This window comes from Ehrlichia ruminantium (assembly GCF_009728835.1).
Lineage (GTDB): Bacteria > Pseudomonadota > Alphaproteobacteria > Rickettsiales > Anaplasmataceae > Ehrlichia > Ehrlichia ruminantium_B.
In genome coordinates, this window is the sequence record NZ_CP033455.1 from 786,289 (window position 1) to 811,929 (window position 25,641).

Here is a 25,641-nt window from a genome sequence, read left to right on the forward strand (position 1 = left end):
CCTTTGCACTTTAATTAACGATAATAAATATTAACATAATTTTCAATAATTGATACAAACTGTTCAAAAATATCATTACCTTCTAAAGTACACAATTTTTCACCATTTTGATATACAGCAGCTACAGCTCTTTCACCATAACCAGGAAGACTAATTCCTAAATTAGCATGCTTACTTTCACCAGGCCCATTAACTACACAACCCATAACTGCTATAGTCATGTTTTCAACTCCAGGATTTACACCTTTCCATATACTCATACGACTTGCTACATATTTATTCACATCATCAACTAACTGATGAAAATATTTAGGATTAGTCCTATTACAGCCTGGACATGAAGTAACTTGTACAGAAAAACTTCTTAATCCTATACTTTGAAGAATTTCCTGACATAATTTAACTTCAATAGTTCGTGATTCTCCAGGTTGTTGAGTCAATGAAACTCTTATCGTATTACCTATACCATTAAGTAAGAGATAAGATATTCCAGCTGAACTACTAACCATGCCTTTTATACCAGATCCTGCTTCAGTTAAACCCAAATGCAAAGGATAATCACAAATGTTCGATAACATAGTATATACAGATATTAAATCACGCACTTTACTAACTTTACAAGATATAACTATTTTATTAGCAGGTAATCCAATTCTCTCTGCATGCTTAGCACTTGTTATAGCAGAAATTACTAATGCTTTTCTTAAAACTACATAATCTGGTTCAGGAACGTTACGTAATGAATTATCATGCATCAATTCTGCGGCTAAATATTTATCTAAACTTCCCCAATTCACTCCTATTCTAAGAGGTATGTTATTTTTTATTGCAAATTCAACGATATCTTCAAAATTTCTATCCCTTTTATCTCCAAATCCTATATTTCCCGGATTAATCCGTATTTTACCTAAAGCCACTGCACATTCTGGATATTGTTTTACCAATCTTGCAATTTCATACTGTCCACAACCTATGATCATTTTATCACTAAACCCATGGTTAAGTAATACATCCCTAATATAAGGAACACTTTTGATTGCTTTATCCGAATTAATTGCAATTCTTACTAACTCAGAACCAGCTTGCGCAAGTTCCAACACCTCACGTGCATCTTCATCAACATCTCCCGACCCACCTAATGCCATAGATTGTACTACTACAGGATTATTACCACCAATTATTACATCACCTACTCTAACTTCATGAGTCAATTTACTCTTGTGCATAATAGAATTTAACAAACCATATTCATTTAAAATCCTATCCACAAAATCACATTGCATATAAAACCTATGATAACAACCAGATATACACTATAACATTATGCAAAAACTAAATAAATACTTTTTATTTTACTAATAATACGATTAGTCTAATTCCACAGGTCAATTTATCTTACTTATCAATATAATTTAAGGAATCATATTGATAAAAACAGGCTATACATAAATCTATTTATAATGATCAGAAACACATTATCAAGATAACCTACAAACCAAAATAAGTACTTTAACTTAATAACAATAGAATTATAGAATACTATCTAAACTACTCATAATAATAAGTAATGGAATAATCTTCATTATATTCCTCTTTTGCATTGTTATCATTGCTTTCATCTACTGGTTTTTGTTGATTTTCATTATTATCATTTTTAGTTATATTGTCATTATTTAGATCTTTACCCTTTTGTTCCACTTTAACATCATATTGATCTTTCAATGCTGGTAAAAAGTGAGTAACTTTATGAGTAGTATCTTGCTGATCTTTAGAATTTTTTAATTGGCTCGTATCACCAACTACAGGTTTTGCTTTATCATCTTTTAAAGGTTGAGAACTATCTAAACCTTTCTTATTATTCTCTCCTTTTGAAAAATCTAATAATGAACGCAAACTATTCTCATTATGCTTAGCTTTATCCTTCCCTTCAACACTTGAAAGCTTATTATTACCCAATTGAGAATTTCCATTATTAACTATCGGATTAATGTCCTCCTCATTATTTACTGGAAGTTTCCCTATGTCTAATTTAGCAGATTTATCTTGAGGCAATGATTTATTCTTCTCATCTTTTATCTGGACTTTATTTGCATCTAATTCTACAGGTTTATTTTCAGGTAACAACTTATTTTGAGTCTCATTACTTACTGGAAGTTTCCCTACGTCCAACTTAGCAGATTTATCTTGAGGCAATGACTTATTCTTCTCATCTTTTATCTGGACTTTATTTGCATCTAATTCCGCAGGTTTATTTTCAGGTAACAACTTATTTTGAGTCTCATTACTTACTGGAAGTTTCCCTACGTCTAACTTAGCAGATTTATCCTTAGGTAATGGTTTATTCTTCTCATCTTTTATCTGGACTTTATTTGCATCTAATTCCGCAGGTTTATTTTCAGGTAACAACTTACTTTGAGTCTCATTATTTACTGGAAGTTTCCCTACATCTAATTTAGCAGATTTATCCTTAGGTAATGGTTTATTCTTCTCATCTTTTATCTGGACTTTATTTGCATCTAACTCTACAGGTTTACCTGCAGACGATAATCCACTTTGATCTTCATAATCTATTTGATTTTTCTCCACAATGTCAGATTTTCCTTCAGCAACAGAATCACTATTATTAAGCAGGTTTTCTTTATCATGTAACTCCTTACTTATATTTTTATCATCTATATGTTTTACATCATTCTTAGAAGCCTTATCTGACTCACTATTTCTTGTATCATCACGTTTTATAACATCACCATCTTCATCATTATCCATCATAGGCCGAATAAATTTCGCACCAACTACATCAGCTAAATTAATTCCATTATTATCTACCATGAGATTAGAATCTTGATTATGTAAGGATATATCTTCACTTACAGCATCATAATTATTCACAGGCTTACCTGCTTTATTAGCTTTCTGTTTTAACTTATTATGATTATTATCAGTATTATCTACTGTTAAAGCATCCCTACGTTCCTTATAAATTGAATAAGCACGAGAAAACTCATGATTACTTTCAAAAGATTCCCCACCTGGATTATAAATCGGAGAATATTTACGACTAAACTGATACTTAGCTTTATTACTACATGACACAACACAACAACACATTAACACTAATAATGTACTTAATACACGCACAAACATCCGATACCTATATAGATAAGTTATCTACCATAATATACTTATACTAAATATACCATGATAAGTAAACGCATTATTTCTAACAAAGATAAATATTTTATCATTTTAAAACATATTTATCCAGAACTATATATAACATGATTAATATTCATCTGCCTAAACCTTAACATACTATTAACAACTTGTATATACATAAATAATAAATTACGAAAAATGATACTTTAACATCAAATACTACAACCAAAATACAGTAATTTTCAAAAAAATAAGACCATAACTTAAAACGAATTATTAATTTTGATATAAAACTAAATAACTAACATAATGTATGAATAACATCAGATGCAATTCTCCTTGCTATAGCATCAGACTCAAGAATATCTGATAAAGAATTAATATGCCAACAGTCAACCATATCTAATGTGGAATAAATGACATTTACAATATCAAGAAATCCTATCTTCCTATTTAAAAAAGCATCAACTGCAACTTCATTTGCAGCATTAAAAACAATGCTATTTGCATGAACATTTGATGTTCTAAGAATTTCAAAACCTAACTTTATACCAGGAAACCTATTAATATCAGGTTTCATAAACGTTAATTGACTATATGACACCAAATTCAATTTTCTACATAATACAGCCATTCTATTTGGCCAAGATAATGTATACATAATCGATATTTTCATATCAGGAACAGACATAAAAGCAATGGAAGCACCATCTACATACGATACTATACCATGTACTACAGATTCAGGATGTATAATAACATCCAATTTCTCTGATTTCACTGAAAATAAATGATGAGCTTCTATGATTTCAAGAGATTTGTTTACCATAGTTGCACTATCAACAGAAATTTTTTTACCCATCCTCCAAACTGGGTGTCTTATCGTCTCTTGGACTGTTACATTTTGCATTTGCTTATAATCCATATGCAATAATGCACCACCAGATGCAGTTATAGTAATCTTATCTATATTTTTCTTATCACTACCATCAAGTATTTGAAATATAGCATTGTGTTCTGAATCTACAGGAACAATATTAACATTCTTCTCTCTTGCCAAATTAAATAATAATGCTCCACCACAAACTATACTTTCTTTATTCGCTAATGCAATTACTTTAACACCTGCACTAATTAAATATATCATAGGTACAAGGGCAGCTATCCCTACAATAGCCATCATCACATAATCTACATTTAATGATGCTGCCATCTTAATTCCAACATCACCAACACTGATTTTAACATCAGTACCAAATAACAAATCCTTTAATTCTCCGTATAACTCAACATCAGCAACTACTACCATTTCAGCATTTACTATTTTAGCTTGAAATGCTAGTAATTGAGCATTTGACTTTGCAACCAATGCTTTTACCTGATACCTATCAGAATTAGCAAGAATCACATCAATTATCATCTGACCAATAGCACCAGTCGAACCAAATATAGAAACCGTTTTCACAAACTTAAATATCAATAAACTTTAACAAATTATATATCGAATATTCAGATTATTATCCATTAAAAAAATTAAAATGCAGAAAATAACCTATCATAGGCTTTACACACCCAATGAATAAGAAAAATATTAGATTAACCAATACTGTCACTAACATAATAAAAAGTAATCTTTTACTCATCACTAAATTACAGGAACTATCATTACTTTGATCAAAATACATAACTTTAATAACCCTTAAGTAATAATAACAGGAAATAACGCTAACAAGCGCAAAAATTACTGCAATTTCTATAAAACCATTTTCTATTAGGCTTGATAACACATAATATTTAGCAAAAAATCCAGCTAATGGTGGTATTCCAGCCATAGATAACATAATTACAGCAATACAGAATGCAGTAACGGGAAGTCTATTGTGTAATCCTGTAAGACTAAAAATAGAATAATCATCATTTTTATACTGCATCAAAAATGAGAAAAGACCTATATTCATAACAATATACAACAATAAATATAACATCACAGCAATATTACTATTAAAAGTATTCATTGCTAATGAAATTAACATATATCCAATATGACCAATAGCTGCATACGAAAATAATCTTTTGAGATTATCCTGCCTCATTGCACAAACTGCTGAAATACAAACAGATAACACAGATACAAAAATCATTATTTGTTGCCAATTCTTGAATAGGTCAATTAAAACTTCATTAAGCAACCGGACTAACAAAAATATAAATGCACTTTTTGGAACAATAGAAAAAAATGCTGTCATAATAGTAGAAGTTCCCTGATACACATCAGGAACCCACATATGAAAAGGAGCAACAGATAATTTAAAGAAAATACTAATCAAAATAAGTACTACACCTAAAATTGCACCTAAAGAGACAATCTCGCTTTCAGAAAAGAAAGCATACAGTTCATTAAAACCAACCTGTGTTGTGTATCCATATAACATTGAAATTCCATATAACATAATACAGGAAGATAATGCACTTAAAACAAAATACTTTATTCCTGCTTCAGAAGAGTCAACAGCTTTCTTATCAAAACATGTTAATGCATATAAAGTTACACTTTGTATTTCAAATGATAAATAGAAAGATAGTAAGTTATTTGCCGAAATTAAAGTAATTAATCCAAAAACTGCAAATAAAATCATAATAGAAAATTCATAACAGTAACTTCTGCCAGATGCTAATAACATAAATAAAATCATACTACTAGAAAACAGAATAGTAATTTTTGACACAGAAATATATAAATCAGACTTTAAAAGCCCATCAAAAATCAATCTTGGTTCAATTTCAATACTACTTATTACAATACCAATAGTAACTAACAAGGTTATAATTGAAGAAACATGTATAATTTTCTTATCTACAACAATCCCTAATAATAATAGGACTAAAGACGAACCAACTAAAAAAATTTCAGGTATTATATAAATAAAATTATTCCAATACATAACAATCTCAAATACTACTAAAGTATAAGTTTCTTAATGACAATTGTTCCATAAATGGAGACAAAGACTTTAACAATATATAATAAGGATATATTCCAAATATTAGCACAAAAGTAGCTAAAACAACTAAAATAAATAACTCATTCTTATTAACATCACAGACAATTAAACTACTATTCGGTGTGCCCCAAATTATTTCTCTACATAAAAACAACATGTATAGAGCACCTAATATAACTCCAGTAGCAATCAAAGCTCCAAATATTTTAGAATAATAAAAAACTCCCAATATAGATAAGAATTCTCCTATAAATCCTGAAGTACCAGGCAGAGCAATAGAGGCCATAGTAAAAAATATAAACATAATAGAAAATCTTGGCATCACTTTTGCTATGCCACCATATCTTGATATTTCCAAAGTATGATTTCTATCATAAAGCATACCAATACAAAAAAACAAAGCTGCAGATATTAATCCATGACTAATCATTTGAAATACAGCACCTGACATTCCATATTCGTTAAAAGAAAATATTCCAGCAGTAACAAATCCCATATGGGCAATTGAAGAATATGCAATAAATTTTTTAATATTAGTTTGAACAAAAGAAATCAACGAAGCATAAATAACACCAACAATACTCAATACCATAACAAAATTTGAAAAATACATATTAGCTTCTGGTAACATAGGAATTGAAAACCTAAGCAGTGCATATGTACCTATTTTAATTAAAATACCAGCTAATAATACAGAACCAACAGTCGGTGCTTGAACATGTGCATTAGGTAACCACGTATGAAACGGAACAACAGGAATCTTTATTGCAAAAGAAATAAAAAATGCACACCACAACCATTTCTGAGCTTCCAGATTTAAAAAATTAGGTAAAATGTAACTTAATTGTTCTACGTTACTTACCCCATCAGAAAAATAGTATATATATATGATAGCTATTAAAAATAATAAGGAACCGGCTAAAGTATACAAAAATAACTTGAATGTAGCATATATTCTATCCTCATGTCCCCAAATTCCTATAATAAAAAACATAGGAATTAAAACAGACTCAAAGAATATGTAGAACATTATAATATCAAGTGAAGTAAAAACCCCTATTGTTAACCCTTCTAGCAATAATAATAATGCAATAAATATACGTAAGTTATCTATTTTCATATTGAATATAGAAAATACAATACATAATAAAAATAGAAAACTCGTTAATAATACAAGTGGTAATGATAAGCCATCTACTCCTACTGCAAAACTATGTAATAAATTACATATAAACTGGTATCCACTATACGAATAATCAAACTTTACAGCTATAATAATATTGATAATAAACGCAGCTCCAGAACATACTAAAGAAACTATCTTTATAAATAATGAAGTTGCATCAACATTATTCACTGCTAACAAGCATGATCCCAATATTGGCAACAAAATCATAAAAAGTAGCATAAGGTTTTAAAATCCTGTATTATTATAAATTAACCACATGACAATACTTATCAATCCCAATAACATTACAAATGCATAATCGAAAATAAAACCAGTTTGTATTTTAACACTACCTTTTGATAAGGAATCTACCATTTTAGTAATACCACCTAAGCCAAAATAATCAATAATTTTTTTATCAACAACTTGTGAAAAGAAGTTAGCAATAAATTTAACAGGTACTATAAATATATAATAATATAACTCATCAATATACCATTTCTTGTACAAAAATTTAACCAATTTATCAAATCTAAAAAAAGTAAAATTATTAAAATAATATCTTAGATATGCACATACTATTCCTAAAATACTCAAAAACAGAGGTAACAACTTTATAAATAATCCAACTTCCTTATCATGCAATTGTACCTTTATACTATTCTTCCAAAATGTAGGATCACTTATTAATAATATCTTTTCTCCCCACACACCAGAAAATACAGAACCTATAGTCAACACCAACAAAGGCAAAAGCATTAGCTTTCCTGATTCATGTATAGACATTTTTTCTGAATCATTACCATGAAAAACTATTATTATTAATCTCCAAGAATAAAATGCAGTTAAAAATGCAACTAAGTTAGATATTACAAAAGCAACATTACTAACCTGATAACTACTTTCAATAATTAAATCTTTTGAATAAAAACCAGCAAATGGGAAAATACCTGCTAATGCTAAAGACCCTATCCAAGTTAATATATACGTAAATGGTATCTGACGCCAAGAAGCACGTATTTTAAAAATATCCTGTTCATGTGTAGAATGAATTATATTACCAGCACACAAAAATAACAATGCTTTAAAAAAGGCATGTGTCATCAAATGAAATATAGCAACACTATATGCTGATAAACCACACGCAATAAACATATATCCTAATTGACTACAGGTAGAATATGCAATAACTTTTTTAAGATCAGTTTGAGCAATAGCAATAGTTGCAGCAAACAAACAAGTAATAGTCCCTATTATTAATATAAAGTTACGTGCAATATCTGATAACTCAAATAACGGAGAACATCTAGCAACAAGAAATACTCCTGCCGTTACCATAGTTGCAGCATGAATCAATGCTGAAGCAGGAGTAGGACCTTCCATAGCATCAGGTAACCATGTATGTAAACCAATTTGGGCAGATTTTCCCATACACCCAATAAAAAGTAATAAACATACAATATCTATATAAGGCATTTGATAACCAAAAAAGTTAACTACACCAACTATATGATTTGGATTTGCTACATTATGAAATACTGCAGTAAAATCTAATGACTCAAATACTAAAAATACTGCTATAATTCCTAATATAAAAAAAAAATCACCTACTCTGTTTACAATAAATGCTTTCATTGCAGCTTTATTAGCTGAAGATTTTTCAAACCAAAATCCAATTAACAAATAAGAACATAAGCCTACTCCTTCCCATCCTAGAAACAACTGCAAGAAATTACCACTCGTTATTAACATCAACATGAAGAATGTAAATAAAGATAAATATGATAAAAATCTGGATGCCCCCATATCATGAGACATATACCCTATTGAATATAGATGTACTACTACTGAAACTGTATTTACTATCACAAGCATAATAATACTTAAAGTATCAATATACAATGACCAATGAATTTCTAAATCATAAACTTGAATCCATGGAAATAAATCAATAATATAACTATCTTGAAAATTGAAAAATAAATACCAAGATAATAACGAAGAAAAAATGACAAACATAGTAGCACACAGCTGTGCACACATCCTATGATTTATTATACTACTAAGAATAGAACCTACTAAAGGTAAAAATACAGATAATAGTTCTATTTTTATCATAAAGCTGATCCCCAATCAATCTTAATTAGATAACAAATTATCATTTTCAATATTTAAACATAAATAGTCAGATAAAAAAAGTGCATTTTTATCATTCTTTCATTTTATTTGCTGTTTCAATATCAATATTTCCACAACTTCTAAAATATACAACAATAATAGCCAACCCTACTGCAGATTCTGCTGCTGCAACTGTCAAAATAAACATTACAAATACTTGCCCTAAAATATTGTCAATATAGACTGAAAAAGCAGCAAAATTGATATTAACTGCTAATAACATTAATTCTATTGATAATAAAATTGTAATAATATTTTTGCGGTTTATAAAAATACCACAAACACCAGTAGTAAAAAGAATTGCCGCTAAAATAAGAAAATGATTCAGAGTAATTCCAGCATCAATTAGAGTCTTCATGATTCACTCCTCCTCTTACCTTAACATCCATGTATTTTACAAAGGGTGACCTACTAACCTGAACATTTGCACTCTGCTTACGCACATTATTACCCTTATCACGTAAAGTCAACACCAATGATCCAATTATTGATATTAAAAGCAATACACCAGACAAATGAAAAATATACATATACTTCGTATATATCAAATTTCCAATAGCCACAACATTACTAACATATGGTTTAGAATCTGTAACTAACTCAGTTGTTGAAGATTGTTTAATAATAAATACCATGTTAACAAATAATATCATTCCACCTATTAATCCTATAACAAAATATTTCGTAAAACCATGCTTAAATCTTGAATAATTTATATCTAACATCATTACAACAAATAGAAATAATACAGCAACAGCACCAACATATACTATTATAACTAACATCGCTATTAATTCTGCACCTAATAAAATAAATAAGGTACTAGATATAAAAAATGTTAAAATCAAAAATAAGACAGAATACACAGGATTAGATACGTAAATCACAGCTACAGCAGATACTACTACTAATACTGCAAAAAAGTGAAACAAAAAATAAATCATTGTACCTTTATCTGCCAATAATTAACAAACTCAATAAAAATTATTTAAAGTATAACCAATAAAACATTCAAGTAAACTACTAATTATAGTAACTGAAAAGCTAGAATACATTAACTTCTCAAAAATTTAGATCACACATGCTAGACAAAAAAACTTAATAAAGTTTAAACTTTTAAGTAAAAAGCTCTCATATGGATAATACATGTTAAACAAACACATAAAATCCTGTTCATACAATGCATTGTCTATCTTAATTATTAAACAATACAATAATATTGTGCATCTAAATATTATTTATTAAAAATCTACTTAGCAAGCACTTCAACTAACTTTAGCCAAAATATCTATAAGCATCATAGATAATATATACAATACTAAGCTACCTTAAGAAAAGAGCTTATATACTCTCTCAATAATTTAAAAGTAGTACAACTAGTAACCATCACCTCTATATATAATTAAGAACTCACAATTACTTTAAGATAAAATAACTGAGGCTTTTATATAGATCTAATCTTAAGGGTGATTATATCAGTAATTATATCTCTATAATATAAAAAACTTAAATAATAAAATATTATCAAGTACCACAAAACTACAAGATAATTATAATACTCAACATAACATGCCATAGCTTATATACCAGTGATAAGATGTTGAAGAATTAAGTTTACCTTCAAATGATCTTCCAATGTGATAATATCTAAATAAATAGATCTATTTTTTTATGATTTCCTAACATAATGATTTATTCTATCTTCAATCACATCTCTAAAATGTCTAATTAATCCCTGTACTGGCCAAGCTGCAGCATCACCAAGAGCGCAGATCGTATGTCCTTCTATTTGATGACTAATATTTAATAATAAATCAATATCATCATGTGTAGCATCTCCTTTAACCATTTTCTTCATTATTCTCCACATCCAACCAGTACCTTCACGACATGGTGTACACTGTCCACAAGACTCATGCATATAAAAATGTGATAATCTTTCTATAGCTGCAATTAGATCTGTAGATTTATCCATAACTATCAAGCCTGCAGTACCTAATCCAGATTGTACTGCTCTTAAAGAATCAAAATCCATAGTAATGGTATCACAAATAGATTTTGGAAGCAAAGGTACTGATGAACCACCTGGTATTACTGCTAATAAATTATCCCATCCTCCACGAACACCTCCTGCATATTCTTCTATCAGATCTTTCATAGAAATACCCAATTCTTCTTCTACATTACATGGATTATTAACATGTCCTGATATACAGAAGATTTTAGTACCAGTATTATTTTCTTTACCCAAAGATGCAAACCAGTCACTACCTCTTCTTAAGATTTCACCAATATTTGCAATAGTTTCAACGTTATTAATAGTAGTAGGACAGCCATATAATCCTATCGCAGCCGGAAATGGAGGTTTCAACCTTGGCATTCCCTTCCTCCCTTCTAAAGATTCAAGCTGTGCAGTTTCTTCTCCACAAATATATGCCCCAGCACCTCTATGAATAAAGATATCTAAGTCATAACCCGATTTACATGCATTTTTTCCAATCAATTTTGCTTTATATGCCTCTTCAAGCGCTTCAGATAACACTAAATATTCATTATAAAACTCACCACGGATATAAATATAAGCTGTAGTAACTTTCATAGCAAACCCAGCTATTAATATTCCTTCAATTAATCTATGTGGTTCATATCTCAATATATCACGATCCTTACAAGTACCAGGTTCCGATTCATCCGCATTAACAACTAAATATGCTGGTTGTCCTTCCGTTCTAGTTTTTGGCATAAAACTCCATTTAAGTCCCGTAGAAAAACCTGCACCACCCCTACCACGCAACCCAGATTTTTTTACTTCTTGAATAATGTATTCTGACCCTAAATTTAGTATATCCAGTGTATTACTCCAAATGCCCCTACTTTTTGCAGATTTTAAAAATGGAGAATCCTGACCACCAAGATTAGTAAATACTTTGTTTTTATTTTCTAACATAAAGCTTTTAATAAATAAGAACTAATAAGTGGAACCAACAGCTACTTAACATAAACACATTCATGTTATATATTAAAACCTTATAACTGCTATCTAATAAGTACAATAGAAATATATAATTTTTACTAAAATAACAACACAACTGGTGGGCCTGGGAAGAGTTGAACTGCCGACCTCACGCTTATCAGGCGTGCGCTCTAACCACCTGAGCTACAAGCCCAATGAAAATAACATATTACGAAGCAGAGCTAACTTCTAATACATCAACAAATGTTTTATTTGATGCTCCCCTCCTAAAGTACACAACACCTGATATTTTAGAAAAAATAGTATGATCTTTTCCAATACCTACATTCTTACCAGGATGATACTTGGTACCTCTTTGACGTATAATAATATTACCGGGAATTACTTTTTCGCTACCAAACTTTTTCACACCTAACCGTCTACCTCTCGAATCCCTACCATTACTGGAACTACCACCAGATTTCTTCGTAGCCATATATCTTTACTCCATATTATTTATCTTAGTAATGCGTAAGACAGTCATATACTGCCTATGACCATTTTTACGCCTATAATTCTTACGGCGTCTTTTTTTAAATATTATTACTTTATCATTCCTACATTGCTCAAGAACTGATGCTGTAACACTCGCATTTTGTGTAAAAATAACCTTATCATTTAGATCAGTCAATGCAATAATTTTATTTAAAGTAACTTCTTCTCCTATACTTGCACTTAACTTTTCTACCCTTATAACATCTTGTTCTTTTACTTTATATTGCTTTCCACCAGTTTCAACAATAGCAAACATAATAAATACTCTATAGTGCTCTTAAAAAACCTTAGCTAATTCTGTGTAACATAACATAGCCTGTCAATAATATTATAATTTTAAATTAAGTCAACACTCAGAATACACATTTACATCATATATGAAAGTTATTATCATCTAAAAAACTAAATCATTAATAAGGTACATTGTGTCCAACATAAAAATTAACGATATATCAGCCAGACAAATCCTAGATAGCAGAGGATATCCTACTATAGAAGTACAAGTAACATTATCAAATCATGTACTAGCAAAAGCTTGTGTACCATCAGGAGCATCCGTAGGAAAATTTGAAGCTGTAGAATTACGAGATAATAATCCGGATTATTATCATGGATACGGAGTTACAAAAGCAATAAACTTGATTAACTCAGACATTGGTCCAAAAATCATAAAAATAGAAACTTTAAATCAAGAAAAAATAGACAATGCATTAATTGAAATAGATGGTACAAGTAATAAGTCAAGAGTCGGGGCAAATGCTACACTTGCAATATCATTAGCAGTAGCAAAAGCTACAGCTTCAGCATTGAATGTTCCACTATACCAATACTTAGGGGGAATTACAGCAAAAGTCTTGCCAACTCCTCTTATTAATATAATAAATGGTGGAATGCATGCAGACAATAATTTAGATTTTCAAGAATTTATGATTATTCCACATGGGGCTAATACATTTGAAGATGCAATACAAATGTCATCTGAAGTATTTCACACATTAAAAAAAATTCTAAAACAAAAACAATATAACACTAATGTAGGAGATGAAGGAGGCTTTGCTCCTAACATAAAGGATAACACAGAAGTATTTGAGCTTATCATAGATGCCATAGAAAAATCAGGATACAAAGTATACAAAGATTTTTCACTGGGGTTGGATATTGCAGCATCTACTTTTTACAAAAATGAAAAGTATAAATTTTCAGATTATGAACTCAGTACTAGTGAATTAGTTCAATACTATAAAAATATAGTTAGTCAATATCCCATTATATCCCTTGAAGATCCAATCGCAGAAGAAGATATAATAGGGTGGAAAATGATAACAAAAGAATTAGGAGATAAAATACAAATAGTCGGAGATGATCTATTTGTAACTAACTGTCAACTGATTAAAAATGGGATTGATAATAACATGGCAAATGCAGTATTAATAAAACCAAATCAAATCGGTACTTTAACTGAAACATTAAATGCTATAAGACTTGCTCAACAACACAATTACAACGTAATAATATCCCATAGATCAGGAGAAACAAATGATACTACAATTTCTCATATAGCTGTAGCTGTAAACTCTGGACAAATAAAAACAGGATCCCTATCAAGATCTGAACGACTAGCAAAATACAATGAATTATTGTACATAGAGAAACTATTAGGTACTTCAGCAACATATCAAGGAATGCTATGAGCTTTATTGATGAAGCAAAGGTCTATTTAAAGGCAGGAAAAGGTGGAGATGGATGTAGTAGTTTCCGTCGTGAGAAGTTTATCGAATTTGGTGGACCTGATGGTGGTAATGGAGGTAATGGTGGAAATATAATATTCATTACAAGTCATCACGTTAATACTTTAATATACTTTAAGTATAAACAGCATATAAAAGCAGAAAATGGACATCCCGGAACAGGAAAAAACAAATTTGGATCATCAGGAAAAGATATTATCGTAGAAGTACCGATAGGAACACAGATATATGATGAAGAAGATACACTAATTATTGACCTTAATTCTGAAAATCAACAATTTATAGCAGCACAAGGCGGTAAAGGTGGCATAGGCAATTCCAAATATAAAACTTCCACTAACAGAGCACCAAGACATTTCACACTTGGTGAACAAGGAGAAGAAAAGTGGGTTATATTGAAATTAAAAATTATCTCTGACATCGGAATTATAGGTTTACCAAATGCAGGCAAATCAAGTTTTTTAGCTTCATGTACCGATTCAAAAACAAAAATAGCAAACTACCCTTTTACAACATTAGAACCAGAATTAGGAGTTGCTTTCATTGATAATACAGAATTAGTTTTAGCTGATATACCAGGATTAATTCCAGGAGCCCATTTAGGCCATGGAATAGGAGACAAGTTTTTAAAACATATAGAACGATGTTCTATATTATTACACATTATAGACTGCACATTAGAAGATATAATAGAATCATATGAGTGCATTAGAAACGAGTTATTACTTTACAGTAAAGCATTAACTGAAAAAACAGAATTTATATTGTTAAACAAATGTGACTTACTTGATCAGAAAGAAATATCTAAAAAAAAGCACTTGCTTTCTGATCATACAAAAAAAGAAGTATTCACATCATCCATTCAAGAAAGTAGATATCATATTCTTTCAAGTTTAATAAAATACATAAATAAAAATAACCCTAAGAATAAACCATTCGTATACGATCCATTCAACATATAATATCTACTAAGCATAAGTATTTGTCACCAATTAAAGTATACTTAATTAATAGCATTGATACCTCTTAATAAGGCTGTACCTCAATTCTTTATAGACGTTTCCTTAACATTACATTTACAAATATCTCATACAAACTCATGGTTTTACATTATATAAGATACATAATACATTAGACTATCATATCTAACTCATTTTTATAAACTTAATATATTAAACATTATAATCACGGATATTATCATATTCACCATCTCGGTAATAATTACACTACCCCAAATATAAAGACATTTAAATAAACAAAGTAATAAATAAATTTATTCATACTGCAAATAGCATATGCGCCTACTGAACAAAATTATATTTATAAAATTCGTTACTTAACACCTAGACATATCAGATAATTTTACACTATAACAAACAAAAATAGCCATTTTTACAATAAATTAGTATGGCTAACCAATATAATTCACACTAAAATACACCAGTTCATATATACGTTTAAGAATAATATATTGTAAAACTCTACAATACTACACATAGTATCACACATAACAACAATAAATAGTCAGTACGTTACTAATATAGCAATTTTATTGAATCATAGTTCATACTAATCATACAATATCAAAACTATAAATTACACAAATTGAACATTCAAATCAGTTACCTTATATAGTAAATAAAGTAATAGCTTTGTATTACATCTACTATTTTCTGACAGTATATACATGCTAAAGATTACATATCAATATACAGATTATTCAAAACAAAAAAAAAAGGGAATATCACAAGTTTAAAATAGCAATAGTAATATTTGTATTAAAAAATCATAAGAATACAGTATACAGATTAGTATCTTATCTCAAATATATTAAAACTAGAATTAAAAAAATATCAAACAGTAAACCATAGAAAAAAGATAAACTTATCAGTAACATATCCTATATTATCCAAATATAAGTTATACTTTTTCACACATTTATAGGCTTTATTTCTTAAATACATACAAAACTATATTTACAGCAAACATTATATATAGATACTTACATAAATCTTTACTAGCAATAGTAACATTAATCGGTAAATTGCAAAGTTTCAGATTAATATAATTAATGCAGACACATAAAATACATAACAATCCATAAGTTCATAAGTATCAAACTTATAATAAAGACAATTTTAGAATGACTTATATAATAAGCTACATAATTAGAATATATAAAAAATGATACAATAGACTTTATATTAAGAACAACCACATTCTATATAAAATGCATTATTAAAAATTTTTTTTTAACTAACACGATAAATTACTAATACCTAAAATAACTATTAAAACATCAATTACATTTTATATATAACCACGAAAACTCAAATGTACAAATAATCCCTATATTATATAATTTCATACTTTCAATATAGCACGCAATTTTGCAGATCTAGCTCTAGGATTATTATGTACTTCCTGAATAGTTGGTCTAATTACCTTTTTATTAATTAACTGAAATTCTAAATCTGAACTTAATAAATCTGTAGATTTCTTACTACATAATGACTTAAACATCACTTTTACAATTCTATCTTCTAGAGAATGAAACGAAATAACTATAATTTTTCCACCTTGATTTAATATACTAGCAGCACAAGCTATACCTTGCTCTAATTCTTCCAACTCTTTATTAACCCATATTCTAATTGCCTGAAAAGTTCTTGTTGCCGGATCAATATCATGATTCTTACTACGTGAAACTACAGATCGTACTATGGATGCAAGTTCTCCCGTAGTATTTATTATGTTTTTATTCCTAGCATTAACAATAGCTCTTGCAATTTTTCTTGAATACTTCTCCCCTCCATATTGATATATAACATCAGCTATTTCTCTTTCAGAAATTGTGTTGACAAACATATGCGCATTAATAGTAGAGGATAAAGTACTCATTCTCATATCAAGAGGCCCATTCTTAGAAAAAGAAAAACCACGACTAGCATCTTCTAATTGCATAGAAGAAACTCCTATATCAAATATAACACCATCTACCTTGTGTATTTGAGCACTATTCAATATTTGTTGCATTCTACTAAATTTACTAATATAAAAATGTACTTTACTTGGAAAATCATTAGATAATTCTTTATAAAAAATGTTAGTACATTCATCCTGATCAATGGCATAAACCTGACAATCCGCAGAATTTAAAATTGCTTTAGTATATCCTCCTGCACCAAATGTCGCATCAACATATATTTTACCATCTTGAGGAGATAACATATCCAACATTTCATTAAGTAATACAGGAGTGTGATACATACAACAACTTTCTCAGAAATTTCTATTATTCTCTTACGCTCTAAGATAAAAAGTAATTTTTTAGTATATTCTTATATTACGAAATTATAGTTATAACACACTTAAAATATAACTTGAACTAAAAATTACTTTCCAATTATAAACCATTCAATATATATAAAACCTCACATTATAGCATACAAACACTATTCTTCCTTCCTTTAATATTGAATATAATTTATATAGGTATATATAACAAAAATTTTACATAATATATGAAACAAAGGTATTTTATAATTTTATATCATAACAAAATATTATTAAATGTCTCTTTGATGTAATACTTTATTTTACTAATGCTTTTCCTTATCTGATCAGTATTTTTTAACTCACATCGCATCTATAAAAAACCACTTAATAATGATGTAAATTACTAAGTTATATATATAACTTACTGTATATCAGTAAAAACAATCACTTTTTCCAAAATATTTATAACACTGCATTTATATTTAAAAATTTTCAACTTTAACATCATATTTAAGCATTGAAAAATCAATCAATAGTTATTGTATAAATACTTTAACCATATACAACTTAAGTAAAATACTCAACTGATCATATAAAATAAACCTTATGCACTTTATTATCATATCACATTTAATAACTAATAAATTAGTCCTTATACTTATAGAATAGCTTTATATAAATTCAGATCAAGATTTAATTAATACTTACAATACATTATATATGTATATTAATTTAATATACATATGAGCAATTTATCTGACATACATTATATTGCTAAAATAATATATTAACATATTACAATATAACTTAAGTTACTGAATGATCACAAATAATATAACATTAAAAAATCTAAGAATTTGAAACACTTATAATCAACAAACTTACACTTTAAACAGTGTTGAGATTATTACGCATTGGAATAATTTTTACCTATATAATCACAAAATTTTTCTAATCGAATTCATACTTAATCTTACATTATTTGAGATTGTTATAGATAAGAATAACTATCTATATTTTCAATTATTATTTTGGCAAGTAATATTACTGCTGTTAACAAATAGTATTGAAGTTGAACCAAGGTTGATTTGTTATGGCTTTTAAAAAATCTTGATAATATATAAATTCAGTATGTTATTAAATATATATTAAGTAATAAATAAATTATGATAAGTAGTCATACGATAAAACTAATATAAAAGCAGCTATAATTTCTTTACTACTTGCCCTTATTAATATATACAATCAATAAGATTTCGACTAAAAATTAGATATGTTCTAATGCAAAATATTGTTACTAATATTAGTATTATACATTAACCAATACAGACCATTCTATAAATTACTCTTGATATCAATACTAAAACAAACTATGTACTAATCAATATCAGAATTTAAACACTCAAAAATTACAATTCTATTTTGTAGAAAAATTTTTACCACATAGTAATAATATTTTACACCTACTAGTACATATGTTACACACATTAATAATGTTGGGACATGCAGTTTATACCTAACACCAGCAAGATCTGTTAAAAAAATACAAGATCTCTAATATTTGTAAAATAATAAAGGCTATATCAATAAAAACCAAAATTATACTCTCAGAAATACGTAACAACATTTTATAATAACATAAAATACTACCATATAATTCACACAGTCTGCCCATACCTATTTTCAATTAAAAAAAGTACTTAAATACTGATTCATTTAGTTGTAGCTAATTATATCTAACAAAACTAATACAAAATAGACTGGAAACAAATACAATATCTTTTTAAGAAAGAACATATATAGTAATTATACATATTATTCACAAAACTATAATCTCTTGATAAAAACAGTTAATTTTCTATCTTTCATTGCAGTTTTATAATATTCTGCCATGCCATCATTATTTAAATTCTCTTGTACAATAAGTGATAATGACAAAGTTTGCTGTATAATATATTCATACCATATTTTTACTGACTCTTGAGCTATTACATCCTCAGTCTGTATAACTACATCAATTTTATCAGAAATATTAAACTTATTATCTTTCCTAGATTGCTGGATTACCCTAACAACATCTCTTGCTATACCTTCCATAATCAATTCATTAGTAAGGCTATTATCTAATACTAATACTCCAAGTAAACTTTGGTCTAGAACAATAGTAGACCCAAACTCGCTATGAACTTTGAGAGTTAACATATATTCATTACTATCTAATATATAGTGCTCACCTTCCTTAACACCAAGCATTAGTTGATTATTTCCTAATACTTCCCACTGATTATTTTTTAATAATGATATCAAGTTTTTCACTTTTTCTGGTATTCTTTTTCCCAATTCTGGAAAATTTAACTTCAATTGAAATGATGCAATATCTTCAATACTAGACTTAAATACTATATTTTTAACATTTATTTCATCTAGCAAAATATTCTGATATTCTATGGGCAAATTTAACAGATCATTATCATTATAAACATATATAGTAATCTTATTTAAAGGTTGTCTCACTCTAATATTCTTAACATTTCTAATAGAAAGTACACAACTGCATATATTGATGATAAGTTTCATATATTGTATATTTTTTCTATCCTCATCTTCTAACGTAATACGTTCTATACTAGGTAATAATGATAAATGTACAGATTCTTCCTCTTGAAAATTCAATCCTTGCCAAATTGCTTCAGTAATAGCTGGTAAAAATGGTGCTGATACTTTTATTATATAGTACATTACAGTATACAGAGTATTATAAGCATCTATCTTATCTTGAGTAATCTCTGATGACCAAAATCTACTTCTACATCTCCTTATATACCAATTATTCAATACCTCAAAAAATTGCACAATGCTATTACATGCAGCTTTTATATTATACCCACAATTACCAGCATTCTGATCAAACTCTTCCATAGAATTAAATATAGACCTTACAGTACTGATACACTCACATATTATATATTTATCCATAATATTATATACTTCACTTATGCTACTGATCACTCTTGCTTTTACTTTGTCAATCTCAGCATAAATAGTAAAAAAATTATAACTATTCCATATTGGCTTTATCACATTACGCAGTACATCACGTATCATTACACCATCTTTATCTAATAATAAGTCTCCACCATGTAATACTGTATGAGATAACATTAGAAAACGCATAGCATCAGAACCATACCGCTTAAACATTTCCATTGGATCAGCATAATTATTAAGCCTTTTCGACAATTTCTGTCCTTGAGTATCTAATACTACCCCATGACATATACAATTCTTAAATGGAGGTTTATCAAATAAAGCTGTAGACAATACAAATAATGTATAAAACCATCCTCTAGTTTGAGCTATATATTCAGTAATAAAATCTGCTGGAAAATAATTTTCAAAAAGCTCTTTATTCTCAAATGGATAATGAAGTTGAGCATATGGCATTGATCCAGATTCAAACCAACAATCAAATACATCAGTAACACGTCTCATCATTGACTTACCAGTAGGATCATCAGGATTAGGACGTATTAAACTATCAATATATGGACGATGTAAATCATCTATAGATATATCAAAATCTTCTTCTAATGCTTTTACATCATCAAATACTTTTTTTATTGATCCATATACATCAACTCTTGGATAATTAGGATTATCAGACTTCCATACTGGTAAAGGAGTACCCCAGAATCTATTACGTGATATCGCCCAATCTTTAGCATTTTCAATCCATTTACCAAATTGTCCAGCACGAATATGACCAGGAATCCAATTTACAGTCTTATTCAGATCCATCATCTTATCTTTAATTTTTGTAACTTCAACATACCAAGACGACATTGCTCTATATATCAATGGAGTATCAGTACGCCAACAATGGGGATAATTATGTAAATATTGATCCGTTTTAAAACAAAGATTTTTTCCCTTTAACATACTTATAATCTGATCATTAGTATCAAACACATGCATATTCACAAAATCTGAAATCTTATCAGTAAACTTCCCTCCATCATCTATTGGACAAATTGTTGAGAGTAACTTTGATGTATCTTTATCATCAATATTCGGAATACCTTGTTTTTTACATAGTACAAAATCATCTTCTCCAAAACCTGGAGCTATATGTACTATCCCTGTACCCTCACCTTCCATCACAAAATCTGCGACCAAAATTTTAAATGTATTCTTCGTACCAATAAAATAATCAAATACAGGCTTATAAGACAAATATTCTAAACTTGAATAACAGATATCACCACTATATACTGAATATTCTATGTTATTTTTTTTACAATGACTCTCAAAATCTTTCAAATATGCCTTAGAAAAAATATACATTTCTTTATTTACAATTGCCCCACAATATTTAATATTTGGACTAATAGCTAAAGCAAGATTACAAGGCAAAGTCCAAGGTGTTGTTGTCCACACCAGAATTTTATATGATGTGATATTATTCACTAGAAGAGATTTTGGTTTATCTAATAATTCAAATGCTAAAGTTACTGTCTTACTTGTTTTTTGCCTATATGCATTATCCATTCTAGTTTCAAAATTTGACAGTGGTGTCTGACACGCCCAACTATATGGGACTATCTTTATAGATTCATATACAAGTCCCTTTTGCCATAACTGATAAAATGACCACATAACAGATTCCATAAAAGGTAAATCCATTGTTTTGTAATCATTATCAAAATCGACCCAGCGTGATTGTCTGTCAACATATTGTTTCCATTCTTTTGAGAATTTCATTACGGAACTACGACAATGCTGATTAAATTTTTCTATCCCAAACTTCTCTATAGCTACTTTACCAGACACACCTAATTCTTTTTCTGCAAGCATTTCAGCTGGCAATCCATGACAATCCCATCCAAATCTCCTATCAACTCTAAATCCTGCCATTGTCTTATAGCGTGCAACTGTATCCTTAATAAATCCAGTAAGCAAGTGACCATAATGAGGTAATCCATTAGCAAATGGTGGGCCATCATAAAATACAAATCTTCTTTTCTCATCACGATTTTCTACAGACTTTTTAAAGACATTATTCTTCTTCCAAAATTCCAATACCCTTTCTTCCACTAATGAGAAATCTGATCCTTCTACTAACTGTGAGTCATATTCTGTCATAGTATATGTTATTGAATGTAAAATTTTTACTATACACATATTTGCGTAAGCTGCAATCACAGTTTATAAATATGTAAAAATTATTGACTCATATTAATATTCATAGCATTGTTTTAATAAATTTACAGTGAGGTTTTATGACAGTAGAAATAGGAGACACAGCACCATACTTTAAAAGTCTCAACACATATAAAGGAATTAAAAATATAGTTTTATATTTTTATCCAAAAGATGACACTCCAGGTTGTACTAGAGAAGCAAAGGATTTTGAAGCTGCAATTAATGATTTCGCTGATTTAGATACAGTGATTATTGGCATATCTAAAGACAGTGAAGGATCGCATGAAAATTTTAAAAAGAAACACAATCTATCATTCGAATTGATATCAGATGAAGACTCCCAATTATCCCAACAATATGGTACTTGGGTACAAAAAAATATGTTTGGCAAATCCTACATGGGAATAGACCGTTCAACATTTCTGATAGACAAAAATGGAATAATACGAAGAATTTGGCGTAATGTAAAAGTAGCTGGACATGTCAACAATATTTTAGAAATAATAAGGGAAATAGTGTAACAAATTAAATAGATGTATAATAGATTATTAAACGTTAGGTTATATGTTACTGATTCCATTAACGAGCATTCTATTATTACACTAAACACTTTAGTATCTCACTACATATATAAGGTAATGCGTGCAATACAATGTGATCAGATCAAGATATTCAATGGTAAAGATGGGGAATGGCTATGTGATATATATGAATTATCTAGTAACATTAAAATTCGAGTAAATAAGCTAACTAGAAAGCAAGTGTATAGTAAGAATTTAACCTTATGTTTTGCAATTGTCAAAAGTAGCACGTTACCTAACATAATTAGGCAAGCAACAGAAATGGGTGTTACAGTTTTACAACCAATTTATACACAACATATAGCAACTAGTAATATAAATTTAGAAAAATGTAAAAAGTGGGCAATTGAAGCTTCTGAACAATGTGAAAGGCTTGATATACCAGAAATCTCCAATCCAATCAGTCTTACTGATTTAAAAAAACTAAAAACAACAAATAACAATTTTATTATCTGTGACGAAACAGGAAAAGGCAAAAAACCAGTAGAGACTCTAACAAATAAGGAGAACATTCATATTATTATAGGACCAGAAGGTGGTTTTTCAGCCGAAGAATTGAATTTTGCATACACTTTTTGTGATGGATTATCTTTAGGAACAAGAATATTAAGAGTAGACACAGCAGTTGTCAGTGCATTATCTTATGTAAATGAGTATTATTATGTATGAGTATGGAAAATATTGAAAACATTAATTACAAAAAAATTGAGTTACGTAAAAAATATAGAAAACTAAGAAAAGATACTATTCATAAAAAAGAAGCAGCTTACTCATTATTAAATAACTATATAAATAACGTAACAATCAAAAAATCACATATTATTTCTGGATACATGCCTATAGATGGTGAAATAGACGTTTTACCATTAATGCACTACCTATTACAAAAAGGTAACATAGTAGCAATTCCTATAATAAATCAAGATAGTAAAATACTGTCATTTCATCAATGGAATACTACTAATTCTGTTACTCCAAATATTATAATAGTACCTTTAGTTGCCTTTGATAAGAAGTTAAATAGGTTAGGTTTTGGTGGTGGATACTATGACAGTACTATTGCTCAATTAAAACCACACTGCCAAACTATAGGAATAGCATACGACATACAGTTATGTGATAAAGTACCTACTGAACCACATGATCAAGTATTAGATATGATAATTACAGAAAGCACAGTATACACTATTTAGGTATCACAAAAAACTACTAAATTTTAGTTGTAAATATTTTGTTTAGTAAAATTTTATGAAATAAAACATCAATCACTATACTTAAATAGAAATAAATGATACTCAATATAACAGACAATAAAAATGACACAACTGATACAATAAAACAACAGTATACAAAATAATAGTATCAAAACTACAACTAATCTAACTTTATTTTATTAAATCAGCATATTTTTGAATTGACTGTAGACTTCATCTATAATTACGTAAGTACAGACTATAACAAATAAAAAACCCAACCATTTTACCTTTACTTACAGAAACTAAGTAAAGGTAAAATGTCATTCCATCATACTAACAAGTAGTGTAATATAACCACACATTTCATACAAGAACTGTCTTAATAATAACACTAACAATAGAAAGTAACAACACATACTTTCATTATACATGCAATCCACAAACTAAATGGTATGTAATAAATCAATAAAAATATACGATATATAATTAACACTACCATTATCTAACTTATTTTGCATAAATCACACTAATATTATTATGTATACAACAATACAAGTTCTTACTTTATATGATAATATTAAAATTGATACATAATAAACACTAAGAATAGCTACTAATATATA

Annotated in this window: 18 protein-coding genes and 1 tRNA gene; 5 read left to right on the forward strand and 14 right to left on the reverse strand. The window is 28.6% G+C overall.

From position 1 onward, the window contains the following. Positions 1–14: 14 nt before the first annotated feature. The 12 genes from ispG to rplU all read right to left on the reverse strand — a co-directional run bounded on the left by ispG (position 15) and on the right by rplU (position 13,268). On the reverse strand, positions 15–1,283 hold the full coding sequence (ispG, locus tag EDL80_RS02670; protein ID WP_158406643.1) for a flavodoxin-dependent (E)-4-hydroxy-3-methylbut-2-enyl-diphosphate synthase: 1,269 nt from the start codon (positions 1,281–1,283) through the stop codon (positions 15–17). Between the two features lie 265 nt (positions 1,284–1,548). Then, positions 1,549–3,144 (reverse strand): TRP75-related protein, encoded by a 1,596-nt coding sequence (locus tag EDL80_RS02675; protein ID WP_158406644.1) that lies wholly within the window; start codon positions 3,142–3,144, stop codon positions 1,549–1,551. A gap of 313 nt (positions 3,145–3,457) precedes the next feature. Beyond that, positions 3,458–4,621: a 1-deoxy-D-xylulose-5-phosphate reductoisomerase gene (dxr, locus tag EDL80_RS02680; protein WP_158406645.1), complete on the reverse strand. Its 1,164-nt coding sequence runs from the start codon at positions 4,619–4,621 to the stop codon at positions 3,458–3,460. 52 nt (positions 4,622–4,673) lie between these two features. Then, entirely contained in the window at positions 4,674–6,098 is a 1,425-nt protein-coding gene (locus EDL80_RS02685) for an NADH-quinone oxidoreductase subunit N (RefSeq protein WP_158406646.1), read from the reverse strand. 7 nt (positions 6,099–6,105) lie between these two features. After that, a complete protein-coding gene (locus tag EDL80_RS02690; protein ID WP_158406647.1) occupies positions 6,106–7,566 on the reverse strand; it encodes a NuoM family protein in 1,461 nt (486 codons plus the stop codon). 6 nt (positions 7,567–7,572) lie between these two features. Then, positions 7,573–9,444 carry an NADH-quinone oxidoreductase subunit L gene (nuoL, locus tag EDL80_RS02695; protein ID WP_158406648.1) on the reverse strand — a complete coding sequence of 624 codons (1,872 nt, stop codon included), beginning with the start codon at positions 9,442–9,444 and terminating at the stop codon, positions 7,573–7,575. A 91-nt stretch (positions 9,445–9,535) separates the two neighbouring features. Next, the gene (gene nuoK, locus EDL80_RS02700) at positions 9,536–9,862 is read right to left on the reverse strand and encodes an NADH-quinone oxidoreductase subunit NuoK (RefSeq protein WP_158406649.1); all 327 of its coding nucleotides are present in this window, start codon (positions 9,860–9,862) and stop codon (positions 9,536–9,538) included. After that, positions 9,846–10,448: an NADH-quinone oxidoreductase subunit J gene (locus EDL80_RS02705; protein ID WP_158406650.1), complete on the reverse strand. Its 603-nt coding sequence runs from the start codon at positions 10,446–10,448 to the stop codon at positions 9,846–9,848. Before EDL80_RS02705 ends, nuoK begins: the two co-directional genes overlap by 17 nt. A gap of 725 nt (positions 10,449–11,173) precedes the next feature. Continuing rightward, positions 11,174–12,451: an NADH-quinone oxidoreductase subunit NuoF gene (gene nuoF / locus EDL80_RS02710; RefSeq protein ID WP_158406651.1), complete on the reverse strand. Its 1,278-nt coding sequence runs from the start codon at positions 12,449–12,451 to the stop codon at positions 11,174–11,176. A gap of 143 nt (positions 12,452–12,594) precedes the next feature. Then, positions 12,595–12,671: transfer RNA gene (locus tag EDL80_RS02715), tRNA-Ile, on the reverse strand. Between the two features lie 15 nt (positions 12,672–12,686). After that, entirely contained in the window at positions 12,687–12,953 is a 267-nt protein-coding gene (gene rpmA / locus EDL80_RS02720) for a 50S ribosomal protein L27 (protein ID WP_158406652.1), read from the reverse strand. Positions 12,954–12,959: 6 nt separating this feature from the next. Next, positions 12,960–13,268, reverse strand: a complete 309-nt coding sequence (rplU, locus tag EDL80_RS02725) for a 50S ribosomal protein L21 (RefSeq protein ID WP_158406653.1) — start codon at positions 13,266–13,268, stop codon at positions 12,960–12,962. 169 nt (positions 13,269–13,437) lie between these two features. On the opposite strand from rplU, the gene eno reads away from it, so the two are divergent. Then, positions 13,438–14,703, forward strand: coding sequence for a phosphopyruvate hydratase (eno, locus tag EDL80_RS02730; RefSeq protein ID WP_158406654.1), 1,266 nt, complete (start codon positions 13,438–13,440; stop codon positions 14,701–14,703). Next, positions 14,700–15,722: an Obg family GTPase CgtA gene (cgtA, locus tag EDL80_RS02735; protein ID WP_158406655.1), complete on the forward strand. Its 1,023-nt coding sequence runs from the start codon at positions 14,700–14,702 to the stop codon at positions 15,720–15,722. The genes eno and cgtA overlap by 4 nt, the downstream gene beginning before the upstream one ends. Before the next feature lie 1,402 nt (positions 15,723–17,124). On the opposite strand, the gene rsmH is transcribed toward cgtA, so the two are convergent. Both rsmH and ileS read right to left on the reverse strand, forming a co-directional pair. Next, complete coding sequence (rsmH, locus tag EDL80_RS02740) at positions 17,125–18,030, reverse strand: 16S rRNA (cytosine(1402)-N(4))-methyltransferase RsmH (protein ID WP_158406656.1); 906 nt, start codon at positions 18,028–18,030, stop codon at positions 17,125–17,127. 1,836 nt (positions 18,031–19,866) lie between these two features. Next, positions 19,867–23,181, reverse strand: coding sequence for an isoleucine--tRNA ligase (gene ileS / locus EDL80_RS02745; protein ID WP_158406657.1), 3,315 nt, complete (start codon positions 23,179–23,181; stop codon positions 19,867–19,869). 137 nt (positions 23,182–23,318) lie between these two features. On the opposite strand from ileS, the gene EDL80_RS02750 reads away from it, so the two are divergent. The 3 genes from EDL80_RS02750 to EDL80_RS02760 are packed head-to-tail and all read left to right on the forward strand — an operon-like array spanning position 23,319 to position 25,015. Continuing rightward, a complete protein-coding gene (locus EDL80_RS02750) occupies positions 23,319–23,762 on the forward strand; it encodes a peroxiredoxin (RefSeq protein ID WP_158406658.1) in 444 nt (147 codons plus the stop codon). Between the two features lie 12 nt (positions 23,763–23,774). After that, the gene (locus EDL80_RS02755; RefSeq protein ID WP_158406659.1) at positions 23,775–24,491 is read left to right on the forward strand and encodes a 16S rRNA (uracil(1498)-N(3))-methyltransferase; all 717 of its coding nucleotides are present in this window, start codon (positions 23,775–23,777) and stop codon (positions 24,489–24,491) included. Positions 24,492–24,493: 2 nt separating this feature from the next. Continuing rightward, on the forward strand, positions 24,494–25,015 hold the full coding sequence (locus EDL80_RS02760; protein WP_158407092.1) for a 5-formyltetrahydrofolate cyclo-ligase: 522 nt from the start codon (positions 24,494–24,496) through the stop codon (positions 25,013–25,015). Positions 25,016–25,641 lie beyond the last annotated feature (626 nt).

Coding starts and splice junctions, on each gene's coding strand:
- ispG (WP_158406643.1), bottom strand. CDS start 1,283: ATGCAATGTGATTTTGTGGATAGGATTTTAAATGAATATGGTTTGTTA.
- EDL80_RS02675 (WP_158406644.1), bottom strand. CDS start 3,144: ATGTTTGTGCGTGTATTAAGTACATTATTAGTGTTAATGTGTTGTTGT.
- EDL80_RS02685 (WP_158406646.1), bottom strand. CDS start 6,098: ATGTATTGGAATAATTTTATTTATATAATACCTGAAATTTTTTTAGTT.
- EDL80_RS02690 (WP_158406647.1), bottom strand. CDS start 7,566: ATGCTACTTTTTATGATTTTGTTGCCAATATTGGGATCATGCTTGTTA.
- nuoL (WP_158406648.1), bottom strand. CDS start 9,444: ATGATAAAAATAGAACTATTATCTGTATTTTTACCTTTAGTAGGTTCT.
- nuoK (WP_158406649.1), bottom strand. CDS start 9,862: ATGAAGACTCTAATTGATGCTGGAATTACTCTGAATCATTTTCTTATT.
- EDL80_RS02705 (WP_158406650.1), bottom strand. CDS start 10,448: ATGATTTATTTTTTGTTTCACTTTTTTGCAGTATTAGTAGTAGTATCT.
- nuoF (WP_158406651.1), bottom strand. CDS start 12,451: ATGTTAGAAAATAAAAACAAAGTATTTACTAATCTTGGTGGTCAGGAT.
- rpmA (WP_158406652.1), bottom strand. CDS start 12,953: ATGGCTACGAAGAAATCTGGTGGTAGTTCCAGTAATGGTAGGGATTCG.
- rplU (WP_158406653.1), bottom strand. CDS start 13,268: ATGTTTGCTATTGTTGAAACTGGTGGAAAGCAATATAAAGTAAAAGAA.
- cgtA (WP_158406655.1), top strand. CDS start 14,700: ATGAGCTTTATTGATGAAGCAAAGGTCTATTTAAAGGCAGGAAAAGGT.
- rsmH (WP_158406656.1), bottom strand. CDS start 18,030: ATGTATCACACTCCTGTATTACTTAATGAAATGTTGGATATGTTATCT.
- ileS (WP_158406657.1), bottom strand. CDS start 23,181: ATGACAGAATATGACTCACAGTTAGTAGAAGGATCAGATTTCTCATTA.
- EDL80_RS02750 (WP_158406658.1), top strand. CDS start 23,319: ATGACAGTAGAAATAGGAGACACAGCACCATACTTTAAAAGTCTCAAC.
- EDL80_RS02755 (WP_158406659.1), top strand. CDS start 23,775: ATGTATAATAGATTATTAAACGTTAGGTTATATGTTACTGATTCCATT.
- EDL80_RS02760 (WP_158407092.1), top strand. CDS start 24,494: ATGGAAAATATTGAAAACATTAATTACAAAAAAATTGAGTTACGTAAA.